The following is a 15,091-nucleotide window of genomic DNA, read 5'->3' on the forward strand; positions in this document are numbered from 1 at the left end:
GAGTTCGACACCACCGACCCCGCCGTCAACAACGCCGTGATGGCGCGCATGCTGCAACGGGCACTCGACTACCTGCCAGGCCTGGCCGAACTCAACGCCATCCGCACCTGGACCGGCTTTCGCGCCGCCACGCCAGACAGCCTGCCGCTGATTGGCGCGCACCCCGAACACCCGCACCTGTGGCTGGCCGTGGGCCATGAAGGGCTGGGGGTGACCACCGCCCCGGCCACCGCGCAGTTGCTGGCGGCCCAGATCGCAGGGGGCACCCCGGCGATCGACCCCACGCCCTTTGCACCTGCCCGCTTTGCGGGCCTGAGCACACCATGACCGCATCCAGAACACCCGCCCTGGTGCACATCGTGGTGAATGGCACCCCCCTGCAGGTGCCCCCAGGGACCAGCGTCGCCGCTGCGCTGGCGCAGCAAACACCCGGCACCACACGCACCTCGGTCACCGGCGCGGCGCGGGCACCGCTGTGTGGCATGGGGGTGTGCCACGAATGCAGGGTCCGCATCCACGGCCGCACCCGCCTGGCGTGCCAGACGGTCTGCACCGAGGGCATGTCGATTCACACCGATGTCGGCACAGCACCCGGGAGCGCCACACCATGAACCAGCCCGTGACCCCACCCATGACCGAGCAACACTCGGCGCACGAGCGCTGCGACATCCTCATCATCGGCGCGGGCCCCGCAGGTTTGGCGGCTGCCCTCGCTGCCGCGCCCAGCGGGGCAGCGATCACCATCGTGGACGACAACCCGCAGCCCGGTGGGCAAATCTGGCGCGATGGCCCCCAGGTGGTCTTGCCCGCCCTGGCGCAACAGCACCGCGCGGCGCTGGCCCGGCACACCAACATCCGCCTGCTGCCTGGCACCCGCGTGGTGGGCCTGGGTGATTCCCAACCCAGCGACAAGGCCCCGGCCCTGCTGCTGGAAGACGCAGACCGGGGCTGGACGCAGCACAGCCACCGCATCGTGCTGTGCACCGGAGCCCGCGAGCTGTTGCTGCCCTTCCCGGGCTGGACGTTGCCCGGTGTGACGGGTGCAGGCGCCTTGCAGGCCCTCATCAAGGCAGGGCTCGACGTGCGCGGCCAGCGCATCGTCATTGCAGGCACAGGCCCTCTGCTGCAGGCCGCTGCCGCCACCGCCAACAAAGCGGGTGCCACCGTGGTGCGCGTGGCCGAGCAGGCGCCGTGGAGCGCGCTCGCTGGCTTTGCAGCGCAACTGCCGCGCTGGCCTGCCAAGGCGCTGCAAGCCCTCACGCTGCTTCACCCACAGTTGCGCGCCAGCAGCCATGTGCTGGAAGTCCAAGGCACCACGCAGGTGCAAACAGTGAGGCTGCGCAAAGGCCTACACGCCGAAGAAACCATAGCCTGCGACCGCGTGGCCTGCGGGTTCGGGCTCGTACCCAACACCCACCTGGGGCAGATGCTGGGCTGCGCCCTGGGCGGGCCGCTGAGCGGTGGCCAGGGCCTGGCTATCGATGCACAGATGCGCACCAGCGTGCCCGGTGTGTTCGCCGCGGGTGAAGCCACCGGCTTTGGCGGCAGCGAACGTGCACTGGTTCAGGGCGCCATGGCAGGACATGTGGCAGCGGGACAGGTGCAACAGGCCCAGGCGCTGCGCCCGCAACTGGCACGCTGGGAGGGCTTTGCGCAGGTGCTGCAGGCTTCTTTTCCATTGAACAAAGCACTCAAAACCCTGGCGCAACCCGGCACCCTGGTGTGCCGCTGCGAAGACGTGCCCTACGCTGCACTGGCCGATCGCGACGGCTGGATCGACGCCAAGCTCCACACCCGCTGTAGCATGGGCGCCTGCCAGGGCCGCATTTGCGGCGCGGCCACCCAGCACCTTTTTGGCTGGACGCCTGCGCCCCCACGGCATCTGCTGGCGCCCACACGCATTGGCACGCTGGCAGCCTGCACGCCCGCGCCCACCACCAGCGCTCAGCGCGAGCCCGCAGCTCCCTCGGGCTGACAGGCGCGCAGCCGTTTTCCCCCGTCCTTCCTTTCAGGGCTTACCCGCACCCAGCAGGCATCTATCTTGCTTTTAAATATATTTGTTAGATATTAAAAAGCACCAGGCTTTTCTTTCCTCGCCGCCCTCCTCCCCAGGAACCCCATCATGCCCACACCCCACAGTCCACCCGCCCCGCAATCTCCGGCGCCGCACGCTCCCGTCCGCTGGGTGCTGGCGTTGTCCACGCAGGTTCTGCGCATGGAGCGGCATCTGCTCACCGCCCTCATGACGTTGCTGGTGCTGCTCATCCTGCTCAACGTGGTCACGCGCTACACCGGCATGCCCATCTACTGGGTGGACGAGGCGGCGGTCTACACGGTGGTCTGGCTGACCTTTGTGGGCGCCTCGGTCATGACGCGGCTGCGCATGGACTTTGCCGTGACCATGCTCACCGACCACCTCGGCGCGCGGGGCGCCAAGGCATTCAAGGTGGTGGCCACGTCCGGCGTGCTGCTGTTTGGCCTGGCCATGCTGGTGATGTGCTGGGTGTGGATGGACCCCATCGGCATTGCGCGCTACGGCTTTGACGCCAGGGAGTTTGCGGCCGAGAGCTTCAACTTCATCTACACCGAGCGCACCCAGACGCTGAACTGGCCCACCTGGGTGCTGCAACTCATCCTGCCGATCTTCTCGGCCACCTTCAGCGTGCATGCACTGGCCAACCTGTTCGAAGACATGGGCGCCGCAGAGCGTGTGCAGCACGCGGGCTTCGACGTAGTCAACGCCGACGCCGTGAACTGAACGCCCCCACGCCAGCAAAACCCACCAGAGCCCGACCATGATCACCACCCTGTTCTTCCTCGCCGCCTTGATGGTGGGTGTGCCCATCGGCGTTTGCCTGTGCCTGTCGGGCGCGGTGTACATCCTCAGCATCGGCAGCCCGGTGCTGTTCCAGTCCTTCCCCATGCAGATGTTTGGCGGGGTGGACAGCTATGGCCTCATCGCCATTCCGCTGTTCATCCTGATCGGCGAGATCATGAACAGCGGCGGCATCACGCGGCGGCTGGTGGACCTGTCCATGGCCTTCATCGGCTCCGTCAAAGGGGGGCTGGCCTACGTGAACATCCTGGCCAACATGCTGGTGTCATCCATCATCGGCTCGGCCACCGCGCAGGTGGCCATCATGTCGCAAGTCATGGTGCCCGAGATGGAAAAGCAGGGCTACGACAAGACCTTTGCGGCGGGCCTCACGGTGTACGGCGGCATGCTCGGGCCCATCATCCCGCCCTCGGTGATGTTTGTGGTCTACAGCGTGCTGGCCCAGGTGGCCGTGGGCGACATGCTGATTGCCGGCATCCTGCCCGGCGTGMTGCTCACSGTGCTGTTCTTTGTCGTGATCGCGCTCATGGGCTTTGTCTACAACTAYCCGCGCASCGMAAAGCGCACGCTGGCCCAGCGTGCGCGCACTGTGGTGCAGGCCAGCCCCACGCTGCTGATCCCCATCATCATCGTGGGCTCCATCCTGAGCGGCCTGGCCAACCCGACCGAATCTGCCGCCGTGGGTGCGCTGGTATCGGCGCTGGTGGGTCGCTATGTGACCAAGGAGTTCCGCTTCAGCGCCATGCCCGCGATCCTGCTGCGCTCGGCGATCTACTCGGCCRTSGTGCTGTTTCTGGTGGCSGCRGCGGCCGTGTTCTCGTGGCTSCTGATCTACGGCAAGGTGCCGCAGATGGTGGCCGCCTGGGTGCAGACCGTGGCACACGATCCGGTCACCTTTTTGCTGCTCACCAACGTGATCCTGCTGGTCATCGGCACGGTGATCGACGGCATCCCCGGTCTCATCATGACCGCGCCCATCCTGCTGCCGATTGCCACCGAGGTCTATCACATTGACCCGCGCCACTTTGGTGTGGTGATCGTCGTCAACCTSGTGCTSGGGCTGATGACKCCGCCCGTGGGSCTGAGCTTTTTTGTSGCSTCSGCCGTSACCGGGGCCAAGCCCGGAAAGATGTTCATCGTCACGCTGCCGTTTTTCMTSATCWGCTGCGYGGCGCTGGTGMTGYTGTCGCTGTTCCCSAGCCTGTCGCTCGGTTTGCTCAAGTAGACCGCCGCCCAGCAAATCCCCCGTCCCCTCCCAAAGTTCTTTCACACGGAGTTCACCATGACGACCCAGCCCGCCCACACCCCCGCTGTCACCCGCCGCCATTTCATCCAGCGCCACGCCGTGGCCGCTGCCACCGTCACGGGGCTGGGCTTTCCGGCCCTGGTGCGTGCCGCCGACACCAAGGAGTTTCGCCTGGGCCTGATCACGCCCGCAGGCCACTCATGGAACCGCGCTGCCGTGCAGTTTGGCGAGGCGCTGAAGAAGGAAACCGAYGGCCGCCTGAGCGYSACGGTSTTCCAYTCGGGCCAGCTGGGCAACGAGKCGGCSATGATGCAGCAGCTGCAGTCSGGCGCGCTSGACATGGGCTGGATCCAGGCGGCCGAGCTSGGCTCGCGCGTGTCCAGCRTKGCRGCCATCAAYGCGCCCTACCTSGTGCGCTCCACGCCTGCCGTGGCCAAACTCGTCAAACACCCATCTGCCACCAAGCTGCTCGAAGTGCTGCCGCGCGAAACCGGCACCATTGGCCTGGGCTGGGGCATTACCGGCATGCGCGCCGTGTTCTCCACCAAGGACATCAACGTGCCCACCGACATCAAGGGCATGAAGCTGCGCATCAACCCCACGCCCGTGTACCGCGACTTCTATCAAATGCTCGGCGCCGCCCCCACGCCCATCCCCACGCCCCAGGTGTTCGACGCCATGWSCAACGGCCAGGTCGACGGGCTSGAGGCGGACATCGAGTTCTCGTGGAACCAGCGCTTCGACAAGGTGGCCAAGGCCCTGCTGCAGATGAACGCCCTGTTCATGCCGTTCGCGCCGCTGGTGTCCGGCCGTATCTGGCAGGGGCTGGATGCCAAGGACAAGGACATCATCCGCAAGCTGGTGGCCCAGTCGCTGGATGCGCAGATCAACGACATCGTGACCACCGAGGCCGGGCTGATCGAGAAGTTCAAGGGCACGTCCATCGCCTTCAAGACGGCATCGTCGTTCAACCCCGACGGCATCATCCAGGAGTTCGACAAGMTSTGGCTGCCCAAGGCGCCGCAGATYGCCGAGYTGCGCAAGGCGGGCGCCAGCCTCTGACAGTCCGCAGGGGTCACCGGGGCCGCATCCCATAAGATGCGGCCTCCCGCAACGTCCTTCACTTCCGATGACACTCCGCCGCCCCTCCCCCCAGCAAGACCCCGCGCCCAAGCGGCGCGCGGCGGACGTGGCCTACGACGCCATCGAGACCATGATCTCCACGCTGCAGCTGCAGCCCGGCAGCCCTGTGGTGGAGGCCGAGATCGCCGAGAGCACGGGCCTGGGCCGCACACCGGTGCGCGAGGCGCTGCTGCGCATGGTGTCCATCGGGCTCATCGTGCAGCAGCCCCGGCGCGGCTTGCTGGTGTCACACATCGATCTGGCCGACCACCTGGACGTGATCCAGACCCGCCGCGTACTGGAGCGCCTGCTGGCCTCCAACGCCGCACGCCGCGCCACCGCGCCGCAGCGCCAGGCCATCGTGCGCTGTGCGGAGAACATGGTGCAGGCCGCGGCGCGCGGCCACCTCGACGACTACATGCTGGCCGACCATGAGCTGGACCTCGTCACCCACCAGGCCAGCCAGAACCACTCGGCCGTCAAATGCGTGCAACCGCTCATCGTGCAGTGCCGCCGCTTCTGGTACGCCTACCAGCACGAAGGCGAAGTGTCAGAGGGTGCCCGCGCGCACATGCAACTGGCGCAGGGCATTGCCAGTGGCGACGAGGCCCAGGCCGTGGCGGGCGCGGAGCAGCTGATGGAGTACCTGGAGCGCTTTGCGCGCCGCATCATCGACCGCTAGAGACCAGATCACCCCGGGCCACGGGCAGTTGCGTCAATCACTATCTATTTGATAGCAATCCAGGCATATTGCACTAGCGCATCCGCCCCAAAACGCTTCAAACCGCGTACTCAGGCCAGGGAACTGCCCTGTTCCGCCACCTGCTGGCCCATCTCGATGCGCTGCTCCAGAAAGCGCCACATCCGCTCGTCCTGGCTGAACGCCACGTTAAACCGCAGCCAGCCCGTAGGCCGGGGCTCCACCAGAAACAGCTGACCCGGCCCGAGCATGATGCCCGCACCGGTGGCCTCTTTCGACAGCTCGGCACTGTCGGGCAGGTCGGGGTGCCGGGCCCACAGGTACATGCCCGCCTCGGGCTCGTGGAACAGCTCGAACCCCAGGTTCAGCAAGCGCCGCCCCACCGTGCGGTGCGCCTCGGCCAGGCGCTCACGCAGGGACTTGAGGTGCTTGCGCCAGCGTCCATCCGTCACCACACCAAACGTGATGCGCTCGGTGATSTCKGACGAGGTCAGGCCCGAGATCATCTTGAGCTGCRCCAGCTCKTCGAGCAGGTCACGCCGCGCCGCCAGAAAGCCGGTGCGCAGGTTGGGCGAAATCGTCTTGGAGAAGCTGCCCAGGTAGATCACGCGGTTGAGCTGGTCCAGGCTGGCCAGCGAGGGGCGCACACCGGGGTCCATGTCGGCGTAGATGTCGTTCTCCACCAGCATGAAGTTGTGCTGCTCGGCCAGTTGCAGCAGCCGGTGCAGGTGCGCCACCGATGCCACCGAGCAGGTGGGGCTTTGCAGGCGCGGCTGCGTGAAGAACACCGTGGGCTGGCGCTCGGCCAGCAGGGCCTCCAGTGCGGGCAGGTCGTAGCCGGTGGCGGTGCGCGGCACACCCACCACTTGCGCTCCCGCAAAGCGCAACATGAACAGCAGGTTGGGGTAGCCGGGGTCGTCCACCAGCACCACATCGCCAGGCTTGACGAGGCGACGCGCCACCAGGTCCAGCGCCTGGCTGGAGCCCTGCGTGAGCAGCACCTGGTCGGCGTCCACCGCCAGATGATGTTCGGCCAGCGACTCGGCCACCACCATGCGCAGCGCCATGTGGCCGTGCGGCAGGCCATAGCCGTCCAGCTCGGGCCCGTCGGACGACAGCTGGCGCATGCTGCGTTTGACCGCATCGCCAAACAGCCAGTCGTGCGGCAGCCAGCCGCAGCCCGGTTTCATGGGCAGGTTGCGGTTTTCAAAAATTTGTTTGAGGTACCAGCGCGCATCAAAGCGGGGCACGGCCCGCTCGGGCGCACCAGTGCCGGGCGCAGCGCCCTCGTCGCCCCGCCGCTTCACAAAAAAGCCCGCATTGGCCCGCGACACCAGCCAGCCCTGCGCCACCAGGCGGTCGTAGGCCTCGACCACGGTGAACACGCTCACGCCGTGCGCAGCGGCAAAAGCGCGGATGGACGGGAGTTTGCTGCCGGGTTTGAGCACCTGACCGGCGATGAGCCCCCGCAGACCATCGACGATCTGGCTGACCAGAGGTGTCTGGAGGTCGGGGCTGAGAGTGAGCATCAGGGGAGCAAAAAAGGGGGCGAATTGTGCACTGGGTTGGCGCACACCAAATCAGGGATTGCCTGTACAGGATTCTAGACCTGCACAGTGCGCGCCAAACAGCGCTGCGCTGTACATGGACGGGCCGTGGCGTGGATTCCAGAATTCGCCCCATTCCTGGTTTTCATTCCCTTTTTTGTCCTTCACAGCCACCGCCCACACCATGCAGCAAGACCGCCATTTCACCAACGCCGCCCTCCTCACCCGCCGCCACGCCGCCGTGGCCCGGGGCGTGAGCCAGGCCCATGAACTCTTCATCCACAAGGCCCGCAACGCCGAGCTGTGGGATGTGGAGGGCCGCCGCTTCATCGACTTTGCCGGTGGCATCGCGGTGCTCAACACCGGCCACCTGCACGCTGGCGTGATCGCCGCCGTCAAGGCCCAGCTGGACTTGTACACCCACACCTGCTTTCAGGTGGTGGCGTACGAACCCTACGTCGAAGTGTGCGAGCGCCTGAACACGCTGGCCCCCGGCGCGTTTGCCAAAAAGAGCTTGCTGCTCACCACCGGCGCCGAGGCTGTGGAAAACGCCATCAAGATCGCCCGCGCCTACACCAAGCGCCCTGGCGTGATCGCCTTCACGGGCGGCTACCACGGCCGCACCAACCTCACGCTGGGCCTCACCGGCAAGGTCGTTCCGTACAAGGTGGGTTTTGGCCCGTTCCCGGGTGAGACCTACCACGCGCTGTTCCCCAACGCACTGCATGGCGTGAGCGTGGAGCAGGCGCTGCATTCGGTGGAGCTGATCTTCAAGAACGACATCGAGCCCGAGCGCGTGGCCGCCTTCATCGTCGAGCCCGTGCAGGGCGAAGGCGGCTTCTATGTGGCCCCGCCCGAGTTCATCACCGGCCTCAAGGCCCTCGCAGACCGGTACGGCATCCTGCTGATTGCCGACGAAGTGCAGACCGGCGCGGGCCGCACGGGCACGTGGTTCGCCTGCGAACAATGGCCGGTGGCCCCCGACCTCATCACTACCGCCAAGTCGCTGGCGGGCGGCTTCCCCCTGTCGGGCGTGGTGGGCCGCGCTGACGTCATCGACGCGCCTGCAGCTGGCGGCCTGGGCGGCACCTATGCGGGCAGCCCGGTGGCCTGCGCGGCAGCCCTGGCGGTGATCGATGCGTTCGAGCAGGAAAACCTGCTGGCCCGCAGCCAGGACATGGGCGCGCTGCTGGTCAGTGCCCTGAAAGCAATGGCCGCCAAAGTACCCGCCATCGGCGACGTGCGCGGCCTGGGTGCCATGGTGGCGATCGAGCTGTTTGAAAACGGCGATGTGCACCGCCCCGACGCCGCACTGACCAAAAAGGTCGTGGCCGAAGCCGCGCGGCGCGGGCTCATCCTGCTGTCCTGCGGCACCTACGGCAACGTGATCCGCATCCTGGTGCCCCTGACGGCATCGGACGAACTGCTGCACGAAGGCCTGGCCATCCTGGCCGACAGCTTCGCAGCTGTGGGCTGAATCCCTTCTCCCTTGATTGCCTCCACCACCATGAACCACGCAGAACCCCTGGTCCGCTTCAGCGGCGTGCAAAAAACCTAYGACGGCGAACAGCTTGTGGTTCGTGCGCTGGACCTGGACATCCASCGCGGCGAGTTCCTGAGCCTGCTSGGMCCTTCGGGYTCKGGCAAGACCACCACGCTGATGATGCTGGCMGGCTTCGAGTCGCCSACSKCGGGCGAYATCCTGCTCGAYGGCAAGCMGATCACSSGCACGCCRCCGCACAAGCGSAACTTYGGCATGGTGTTCCAGAACTACGCGCTGTTYCCSCACCTSASCGTGGGSCAGAACGTGGCCTAYCCRCTSACCGTGCGCAAGGTGCCCAAGGCCGAGCAGGCCGAACGCGTGAAGAAGGCGCTGGACATGGTCCGCCTGTCGGGCATGGCCGACCGCCTGCCCGCACGCCTGTCGGGCGGCCAACAGCAGCGCGTGGCGCTGGCCCGCGCCCTGGTGTTCAACCCCCAGCTGGTGCTGATGGACGAGCCCCTGGGCGCACTCGACAAGCAACTGCGCGAGCACATGCAGATCGAGCTGAAAGAGCTGCACCGCCAGCTGGGTGTGACCTTTGTGTACGTGACCCATGACCAGGGCGAAGCCCTGACCATGAGCGACCGCGTGGCGGTGTTCAACGAAGGTGTCATTCAGCAGTTGGCCGATGTGGAGTCACTGTACGAGACCCCGTCCAACCGCTTTGTGGCGGGTTTTGTGGGCGACAGCACGGTCATCACCGGTACGCTGCAAGGCAGTGGTACGGCGTGGGCTCTGCAGTTGCCTGACGACCAGCGCCTGCCCGGCCTCAATGTGAACCACCTGGCACCCGGCGCCCCGGCCGAGGCCTGCATCCGCCCCGAGCGCATTGCGCTGCATGCCGCCAGCGCCACGCCCCAGGCCCCCGCCCTGCGCGCCACGGTGGCCCGTGCCATCTATTACGGCGACCACCTGCGCCTGATGTGCGACATCGGCGCCGGCCAGGCGCAGGCCACAGTCAAGCTGCCGCTGACCCGCGCCGACGCCAACCCGCACCCCGAACCTGGCGATGCGGTGCTGCTGGAGTTCCCCACGGAATCCGTGCGCATCTACGCCGCGCCCACCGTTCACTGAACCGTATTTTTTGTTCCCCGTCCCCTGCCCTCAACCCCTAGGAAACCGCACCATGAAAAACAAGAGCCTGATCGCCTGCGCTGCCCTGTCTGCCTGCCTGGCCCTGCCCAGCCTGGCGCAGCAGCAACTCACCGTSGTCAACTTCGGCGGTGCCAACGCCAAYGCMCARAAGAAGGCCTWYTACGAGCCCTACGAAAAGGCCGGCAACAAGATCGTGGCCGTGGAGTACAACGGCGAGCAGGCCAAGRTCAAGGCCATGGTCGAGRCCAAGAAGGTSACCTGGGACGTGGTCGAGGTSGARTCGCCCGACGCCGCSCGCGGCTGCGATGAAGGCCTGTACGAAAAGCTGGACTACAGCAAGATCGTGCCCAAGGCCGACCTGCTGCCCGCTGCGGTGAACGAGTGCGCTGTGGGCATCTTCGTGTGGTCCACCGTCATGGCCTACAACGGCGACAAGCTCAAGACCCCACCCACCAGCTGGGCTGACTTCTGGGACACCAAGAAGATCCCGGGCAAGCGCGGCATGCGCAAGGGCGCGCGCTACAACCTCGAATTTGCGCTGCTGGCCGATGGCGTGAAGCCCGCCGACGTGTACAAGGTGCTGGCCACCAAGGACGGCGCCGACCGCGCGTTCAAGAAGCTGACCGAACTCAAGCCCAACATCCAGTGGTGGGAGGCCGGTGCCCAGGCGCCCCAGTTCCTGGTCGCAGGCGATGTGACCCTGACCACGGTGTTCAACGGCCGCATCGACGCCGCCAACCGCGAAGGCCGCAACCTCAAGATCTACTGGCCCGGCGGCATCTACGACCTGGACTACTGGGCCATTCCCAAGGGCACACCCAACAAGGATGCTGCTGTGAAGTTCATCGCCTTCACGATGCAGACCCCACAGCAAGCCGCCTATGCACAGAACATTGCCTATGGCCCGGCCAACACCAAGGCCCTGGCGTCGCTGGACAAGAAGGTGCTGGACGACCTGCCCACCTCGGCCACCAACGCCAAGGAGGCCCTGCAGTTCAGCGTGGGCTTCTGGGCAGACCAGGGTGAGGCGCTGGAAAAGCGCTTTGCCGCCTGGGCCACGCAGTAAGCCTGCGCCCGCCCGCCTGAGCCATGAGCCCACACCAGCAGCAGACAGAGCCCACCACCATGCAAGCCCACTCCGGCGTGATCGCCATGAACGCCCCTGATATGGCCCCGCACCGCGCACAGGACAGCCACGCCCCCGGCGCGCTGCGCAAAGCCCTGGCCCGCGCCGAAGTGCGGCGCAAATGGCGGGCGTTCAGCCTCACGCTGCCCTTGCTGGTGTTTCTGCTGCTCACGCTGCTGGTGCCCATTGCCGCGCTGCTGCAGCGCGCGGTGGAGAACCCCGAAGTGGCCAACGCACTGCCCGGCACCATGCGTGCCCTGGACGGCTGGGACCGGCGCGACTCACCACCTGCGGCGGCCTACGCCGCGCTGGTGGGCGATCTCGCCCGCCTGCCCGACCGTTCGGACGCTGGCGCCCTGGCGCGCCGGCTCAACTCCGAGGTGCCGGGCGCACGCTCCATGGTGATGGGGGCCTACCGCGACCTGCCTTTTGAAGGTTCTGCCGACGCCATCAGGGAGCGCCTGCTGGGCGCCGACCCCCGCTGGGGCGAGGCACCCTTCTGGCGCGCCATTGCCAAGAACGGCGCCCGCTGGACGCCCGACTACCTGCTTGCATCGATGGACCTGCAGCGCGACGCACTGGGCCAGGTCGAGCGCATGCCCGAGGAGCAGCGCGCCTTCGGCGGCATCCTGCTGCGCACGTTCCACATCAGCCTGGTGGTCACACTGGTGTGCCTGCTGGTGGGCTACCCGCTGGCCTGGTGGCTGGCCTCATTGCCTGCGCGTTCGGCCAACGTGCTGATGATCCTGGTGCTGGTGCCTTTCTGGACCTCGATCCTGGTGCGYGTGGCSGCYTGGATCGTGCTGCTGCARTCCGARGGSCTGGTCAACCGSGGCCTGATGGGCCTSGGCSTGATCGAMCAKCCGCTGGCRCTGCTGTTCAACCGCACSGGCGTGRTSATTGCSATGGTGCACATCCTGCTGCCGTTCATGATCCTGCCGCTGTACAGCGTGATGAAAAGCGTGCCGCCCACCTACCTGCGTGCGGCGGTGTCGCTGGGCAGCTCGCCCATTGCCGCGTTCTTTCGGGTGTATGTGCCGCAAACCTACCCCGGCATTGGCGCGGGTGCGCTGCTGGTGTTCATCCTGGCCATTGGCTACTACGTCACGCCCGCGCTGCTGGGCGGGGCCGATGACCAGATGCTGAGCTACTACATCGCGCGCTACACCAATGTGGAAGTGAACTGGGGCATGGCCTGCGCGCTGGGTGCCCTGCTGCTGGCAGCCACGCTGCTGCTGTATGGCGTGTACCGCCGCATTGGCAAAGCCGAATTGAGTCTGGGCTGATCACTCCCTCCAAAGCTGAAAGTCGCTGACCATGTTTCGCCTGCCCCAATTCCCCCGGTACGCCACGTTGGCCGACAAGCTCGGCTGGTGGGCCGTGCGCGCGCTGTGCGTGTCCGTGCTGGTGTTCCTGCTGGCCCCCATCCTGGTGATGGTGCCGCTGTCGTTCTCCGAAAGCTCGTTCCTCGCCTACCCCATCCACGGCTGGTCGCTCAAGTGGTACCGCAACCTGTTCGAGTCGGCCGAATGGGCCCGTGCCACGCGCAACAGCTTCATCGTGGCGCCCGCAGCCACGCTGATTGCCACTGTGCTGGGCACCCTGGCCGCCGTGGGCCTGTCGCGGGCGGACTTCCGGTTCAAGGGACTGCTCATGGCCATCCTGATTGCCCCCATGGTGGTGCCCATCATCGTGGTGGGCGTGGCCACCTACCTGTACTTTGCGCCACTGGGCCTGGCCGACAGCTACTTTGGTCTCATCGTGGTGCACGCCGCCCTGGGGGCCCCTTTTGTGCTGACCACCGTGCTGGCCACGCTGGCGGGCTTCAACCACAACCTGGTGCGCGCMTCSCTGAGCCTGGGCGAGACRCCGTTCAACACCTTCTTTCGCATCACGCTGCCGGTGATYGCGCCGGGCGTGATCTCCGGCGCGCTGTTYGCSTTTGCCACCTCSTTYGACGAAGTGGTGGTCACCYTCTTCCTGGCCGGGGCCGACCAGTCCACGCTGCCGCGCCAGATGTTCAATGGCATCCGCGAGAACATTTCGCCCACCATTGCCGCCGTGGCCACACTGCTCATCCTCTTCACCACCAGCCTCTTGCTGGCGCTGGAGTGGCTGCGGGGCCGGCGCGCATGACGGCGCAAGCCGTGTTCAACCATGCACGCATCCACACCCATGCCCCTGTTGCCCGTGCCACTTTGGCGACGCATGGCGCAGCCCCGCCCATGCTAGCCTTTGGCTAGATGTACGCGGGTCGTTGGCTACCCGCTCTGCTCCCCTTCTCTTTTCTGCTCGCCCTCTGTTTCGTCACCTCTCCCGGAAGTATTCCCATGGACATGAAGACATCTCCCCTCACACTGCTGAACGACCCCACGCTGCTCAAGACTGACGGCCTCATCAACGGCCAGTGGGTGGCGGGCAGCAGCCGCTTTGACGTGAACGACCCAGCCACGGGACTGAAGCTGGCCGACGTGGCCAATCTGGGCCCGCAGGATGCCGAGGCCGCCATTGCCGCCGCCAACRCCGCCTGGGGCCCTTGGAAGACCAAGACCGCCAAGGAGCGCAGCATCATCCTGCGCAAGTGGTTTGACCTGCTCATGGCCAATCAGGACGACCTGGGCCGCATCATGACCGCCGAACAGGGCAAGCCCCTGCCAGAAGCCAAGGGCGAGGTCGCCTACGGCGCGAGCTTTGTGGAATGGTTTGCCGAGGAGGCCAAGCGCATCAACGGCGAGACCCTGCCCCAATTTGACAACAACCGCCGCCTGCTGGTGCTCAAGCAACCCATCGGCGTGTGCGCGGCCATCACGCCATGGAACTTCCCGCTGGCCATGATCACCCGCAAGGTCGCACCTGCGCTTGCTGCGGGCTGCCCCGTGGTCATCAAGCCAGCCGAGCTGACACCACTCACCGCCCTGGCCGCCGCCGAGCTGGCCATCCGCGCGGGCATTCCGGCCGGTGTGTTCAACATCCTGCCCGCCGACAGCGACAACTCCATTGCCATCGGCAAGGTGCTGTGCGCAAGCGACGTGGTACGCCACATCAGCTTCACAGGCAGCACCGAAGTAGGCCGCATCCTGATGGCGCAATCGGCCCCCACGGTCAAGAAGATGTCGCTGGAGCTGGGCGGCAATGCGCCCTTCCTGGTGTTTGACGATGCCGACATCGACAGCGCCGTGGAAGGCGCCTTTGCCAGCAAGTACCGCAACGCGGGCCAGACCTGCGTATGCACCAACCGCTTTTACGTGCAGGAAGGCGTGTACGACGAGTTCGTGGCCAAGTTCGCCGCCAAGGTCAAGACGGCCAAGGTGGGCAATGGCTTTGAAGCCGGTGTGAACCAGGGCCCGCTGATCGAGGAAGCCGCACTGGCCAAGGTACAGCGCCACGTGGACGACGCGCTGGCCAAGGGCGGTCAGGTGGTGGCTGGCGGCCAGCGGCTCAAGAGTCTGGGCTCCGGACAGTTCTTCGAGCCCACGGTGGTGGCCAATGCGTCGGCCGACATGCTGTGTGCCCGCGAAGAAACCTTTGGCCCGTTTGCGCCCGTATTCAAGTTCAAGACCGAGCAGGCAGCCATCGACGCAGCCAACAACACCGAGTTCGGCCTGGCCAGCTACTTCTACAGCCGCGACGTGGGTCGCATCTTCCGCGTGACCGAGGCGCTGGAATACGGCATGGTCGGTGCCAACGTGGGCATTCTGGCCACAGAGCACGTACCCTTTGGCGGCGTCAAGCAGTCGGGCCTGGGCCGCGAAGGCTCGCACTACGGCATGGACGACTATGTGGAGATCAAGTACCTGTGCCTGGGCGACATCCAGAGCGGCCAGTGAGCGGATGCCAGGGGGTCTGTCGCTTCGCTCTGCCGRTGAATAGCTATTA

The 15,091-nt window shown here is 66.2% G+C and carries 14 protein-coding genes; 13 read left to right on the forward strand and 1 reads right to left on the reverse strand.

The window, feature by feature from the left end:
- The 7 genes from AC04MI_RS17915 to AC04MI_RS17945 all read left to right on the forward strand — a co-directional run.
- A partial coding sequence (locus AC04MI_RS17915; RefSeq protein ID WP_476498312.1) for an NAD(P)/FAD-dependent oxidoreductase occupies positions 1 to 327 on the forward strand: 327 nt, incomplete at its 5' end.
- A gap of 23 nt (positions 328 to 350) precedes the next feature.
- Positions 351 to 611 carry a 2Fe-2S iron-sulfur cluster-binding protein gene (locus tag AC04MI_RS17920; RefSeq protein WP_199737542.1) on the forward strand — a complete coding sequence of 87 codons (261 nt, stop codon included), beginning with the start codon at positions 351 to 353 and terminating at the stop codon, positions 609 to 611.
- Positions 608 to 1,975 (forward strand): FAD-dependent oxidoreductase, encoded by a 1,368-nt coding sequence (locus AC04MI_RS17925; RefSeq protein WP_436077199.1) that lies wholly within the window; start codon positions 608 to 610, stop codon positions 1,973 to 1,975. Before AC04MI_RS17920 ends, AC04MI_RS17925 begins: the two co-directional genes overlap by 4 nt.
- 147 nt (positions 1,976 to 2,122) lie before the next feature.
- Positions 2,123 to 2,758 (forward strand): TRAP transporter small permease, encoded by a 636-nt coding sequence (locus tag AC04MI_RS17930; RefSeq protein WP_436077198.1) that lies wholly within the window; start codon positions 2,123 to 2,125, stop codon positions 2,756 to 2,758.
- 37 nt (positions 2,759 to 2,795) lie between these two features.
- Complete coding sequence (locus tag AC04MI_RS17935) at positions 2,796 to 4,061, forward strand: TRAP transporter large permease (RefSeq protein WP_476498313.1); 1,266 nt, start codon at positions 2,796 to 2,798, stop codon at positions 4,059 to 4,061.
- A 57-nt stretch (positions 4,062 to 4,118) separates the two neighbouring features.
- The gene (locus AC04MI_RS17940) at positions 4,119 to 5,144 is read left to right on the forward strand and encodes a TRAP transporter substrate-binding protein (protein WP_476498314.1); all 1,026 of its coding nucleotides are present in this window, start codon (positions 4,119 to 4,121) and stop codon (positions 5,142 to 5,144) included.
- Positions 5,145 to 5,211: 67 nt separating this feature from the next.
- Positions 5,212 to 5,886, forward strand: a complete 675-nt coding sequence (locus AC04MI_RS17945; RefSeq protein WP_056744569.1) for a GntR family transcriptional regulator — start codon at positions 5,212 to 5,214, stop codon at positions 5,884 to 5,886.
- Between the two features lie 110 nt (positions 5,887 to 5,996).
- On the opposite strand, the gene AC04MI_RS17950 is transcribed toward AC04MI_RS17945, so the two are convergent.
- On the reverse strand, positions 5,997 to 7,433 hold the full coding sequence (locus tag AC04MI_RS17950; protein ID WP_476498315.1) for an aminotransferase-like domain-containing protein: 1,437 nt from the start codon (positions 7,431 to 7,433) through the stop codon (positions 5,997 to 5,999).
- 202 nt (positions 7,434 to 7,635) lie between these two features.
- On the opposite strand from AC04MI_RS17950, the gene gabT reads away from it, so the two are divergent.
- From gabT to AC04MI_RS17980, 6 genes are all read left to right on the forward strand, one after another.
- Positions 7,636 to 8,928 (forward strand): 4-aminobutyrate--2-oxoglutarate transaminase, encoded by a 1,293-nt coding sequence (gabT, locus tag AC04MI_RS17955; protein ID WP_436077516.1) that lies wholly within the window; start codon positions 7,636 to 7,638, stop codon positions 8,926 to 8,928.
- 30 nt (positions 8,929 to 8,958) lie between these two features.
- Positions 8,959 to 10,068 (forward strand): ABC transporter ATP-binding protein, encoded by a 1,110-nt coding sequence (locus AC04MI_RS17960; protein WP_476498316.1) that lies wholly within the window; start codon positions 8,959 to 8,961, stop codon positions 10,066 to 10,068.
- 52 nt (positions 10,069 to 10,120) lie between these two features.
- Positions 10,121 to 11,155, forward strand: coding sequence for an ABC transporter substrate-binding protein (locus AC04MI_RS17965; protein WP_476498317.1), 1,035 nt, complete (start codon positions 10,121 to 10,123; stop codon positions 11,153 to 11,155).
- Between the two features lie 101 nt (positions 11,156 to 11,256).
- A complete protein-coding gene (locus AC04MI_RS17970) occupies positions 11,257 to 12,501 on the forward strand; it encodes an ABC transporter permease (RefSeq protein ID WP_476498320.1) in 1,245 nt (414 codons plus the stop codon).
- 31 nt (positions 12,502 to 12,532) lie between these two features.
- Positions 12,533 to 13,351, forward strand: coding sequence for an ABC transporter permease (locus AC04MI_RS17975; protein WP_476498318.1), 819 nt, complete (start codon positions 12,533 to 12,535; stop codon positions 13,349 to 13,351).
- A 194-nt stretch (positions 13,352 to 13,545) separates the two neighbouring features.
- Complete coding sequence (locus AC04MI_RS17980) at positions 13,546 to 15,042, forward strand: NAD-dependent succinate-semialdehyde dehydrogenase (protein WP_476498319.1); 1,497 nt, start codon at positions 13,546 to 13,548, stop codon at positions 15,040 to 15,042.
- The last annotated feature ends 49 nt before the right edge of the window (positions 15,043 to 15,091 follow it).

It is taken from the genome of Acidovorax sp. LjRoot204, from assembly GCF_056175785.1.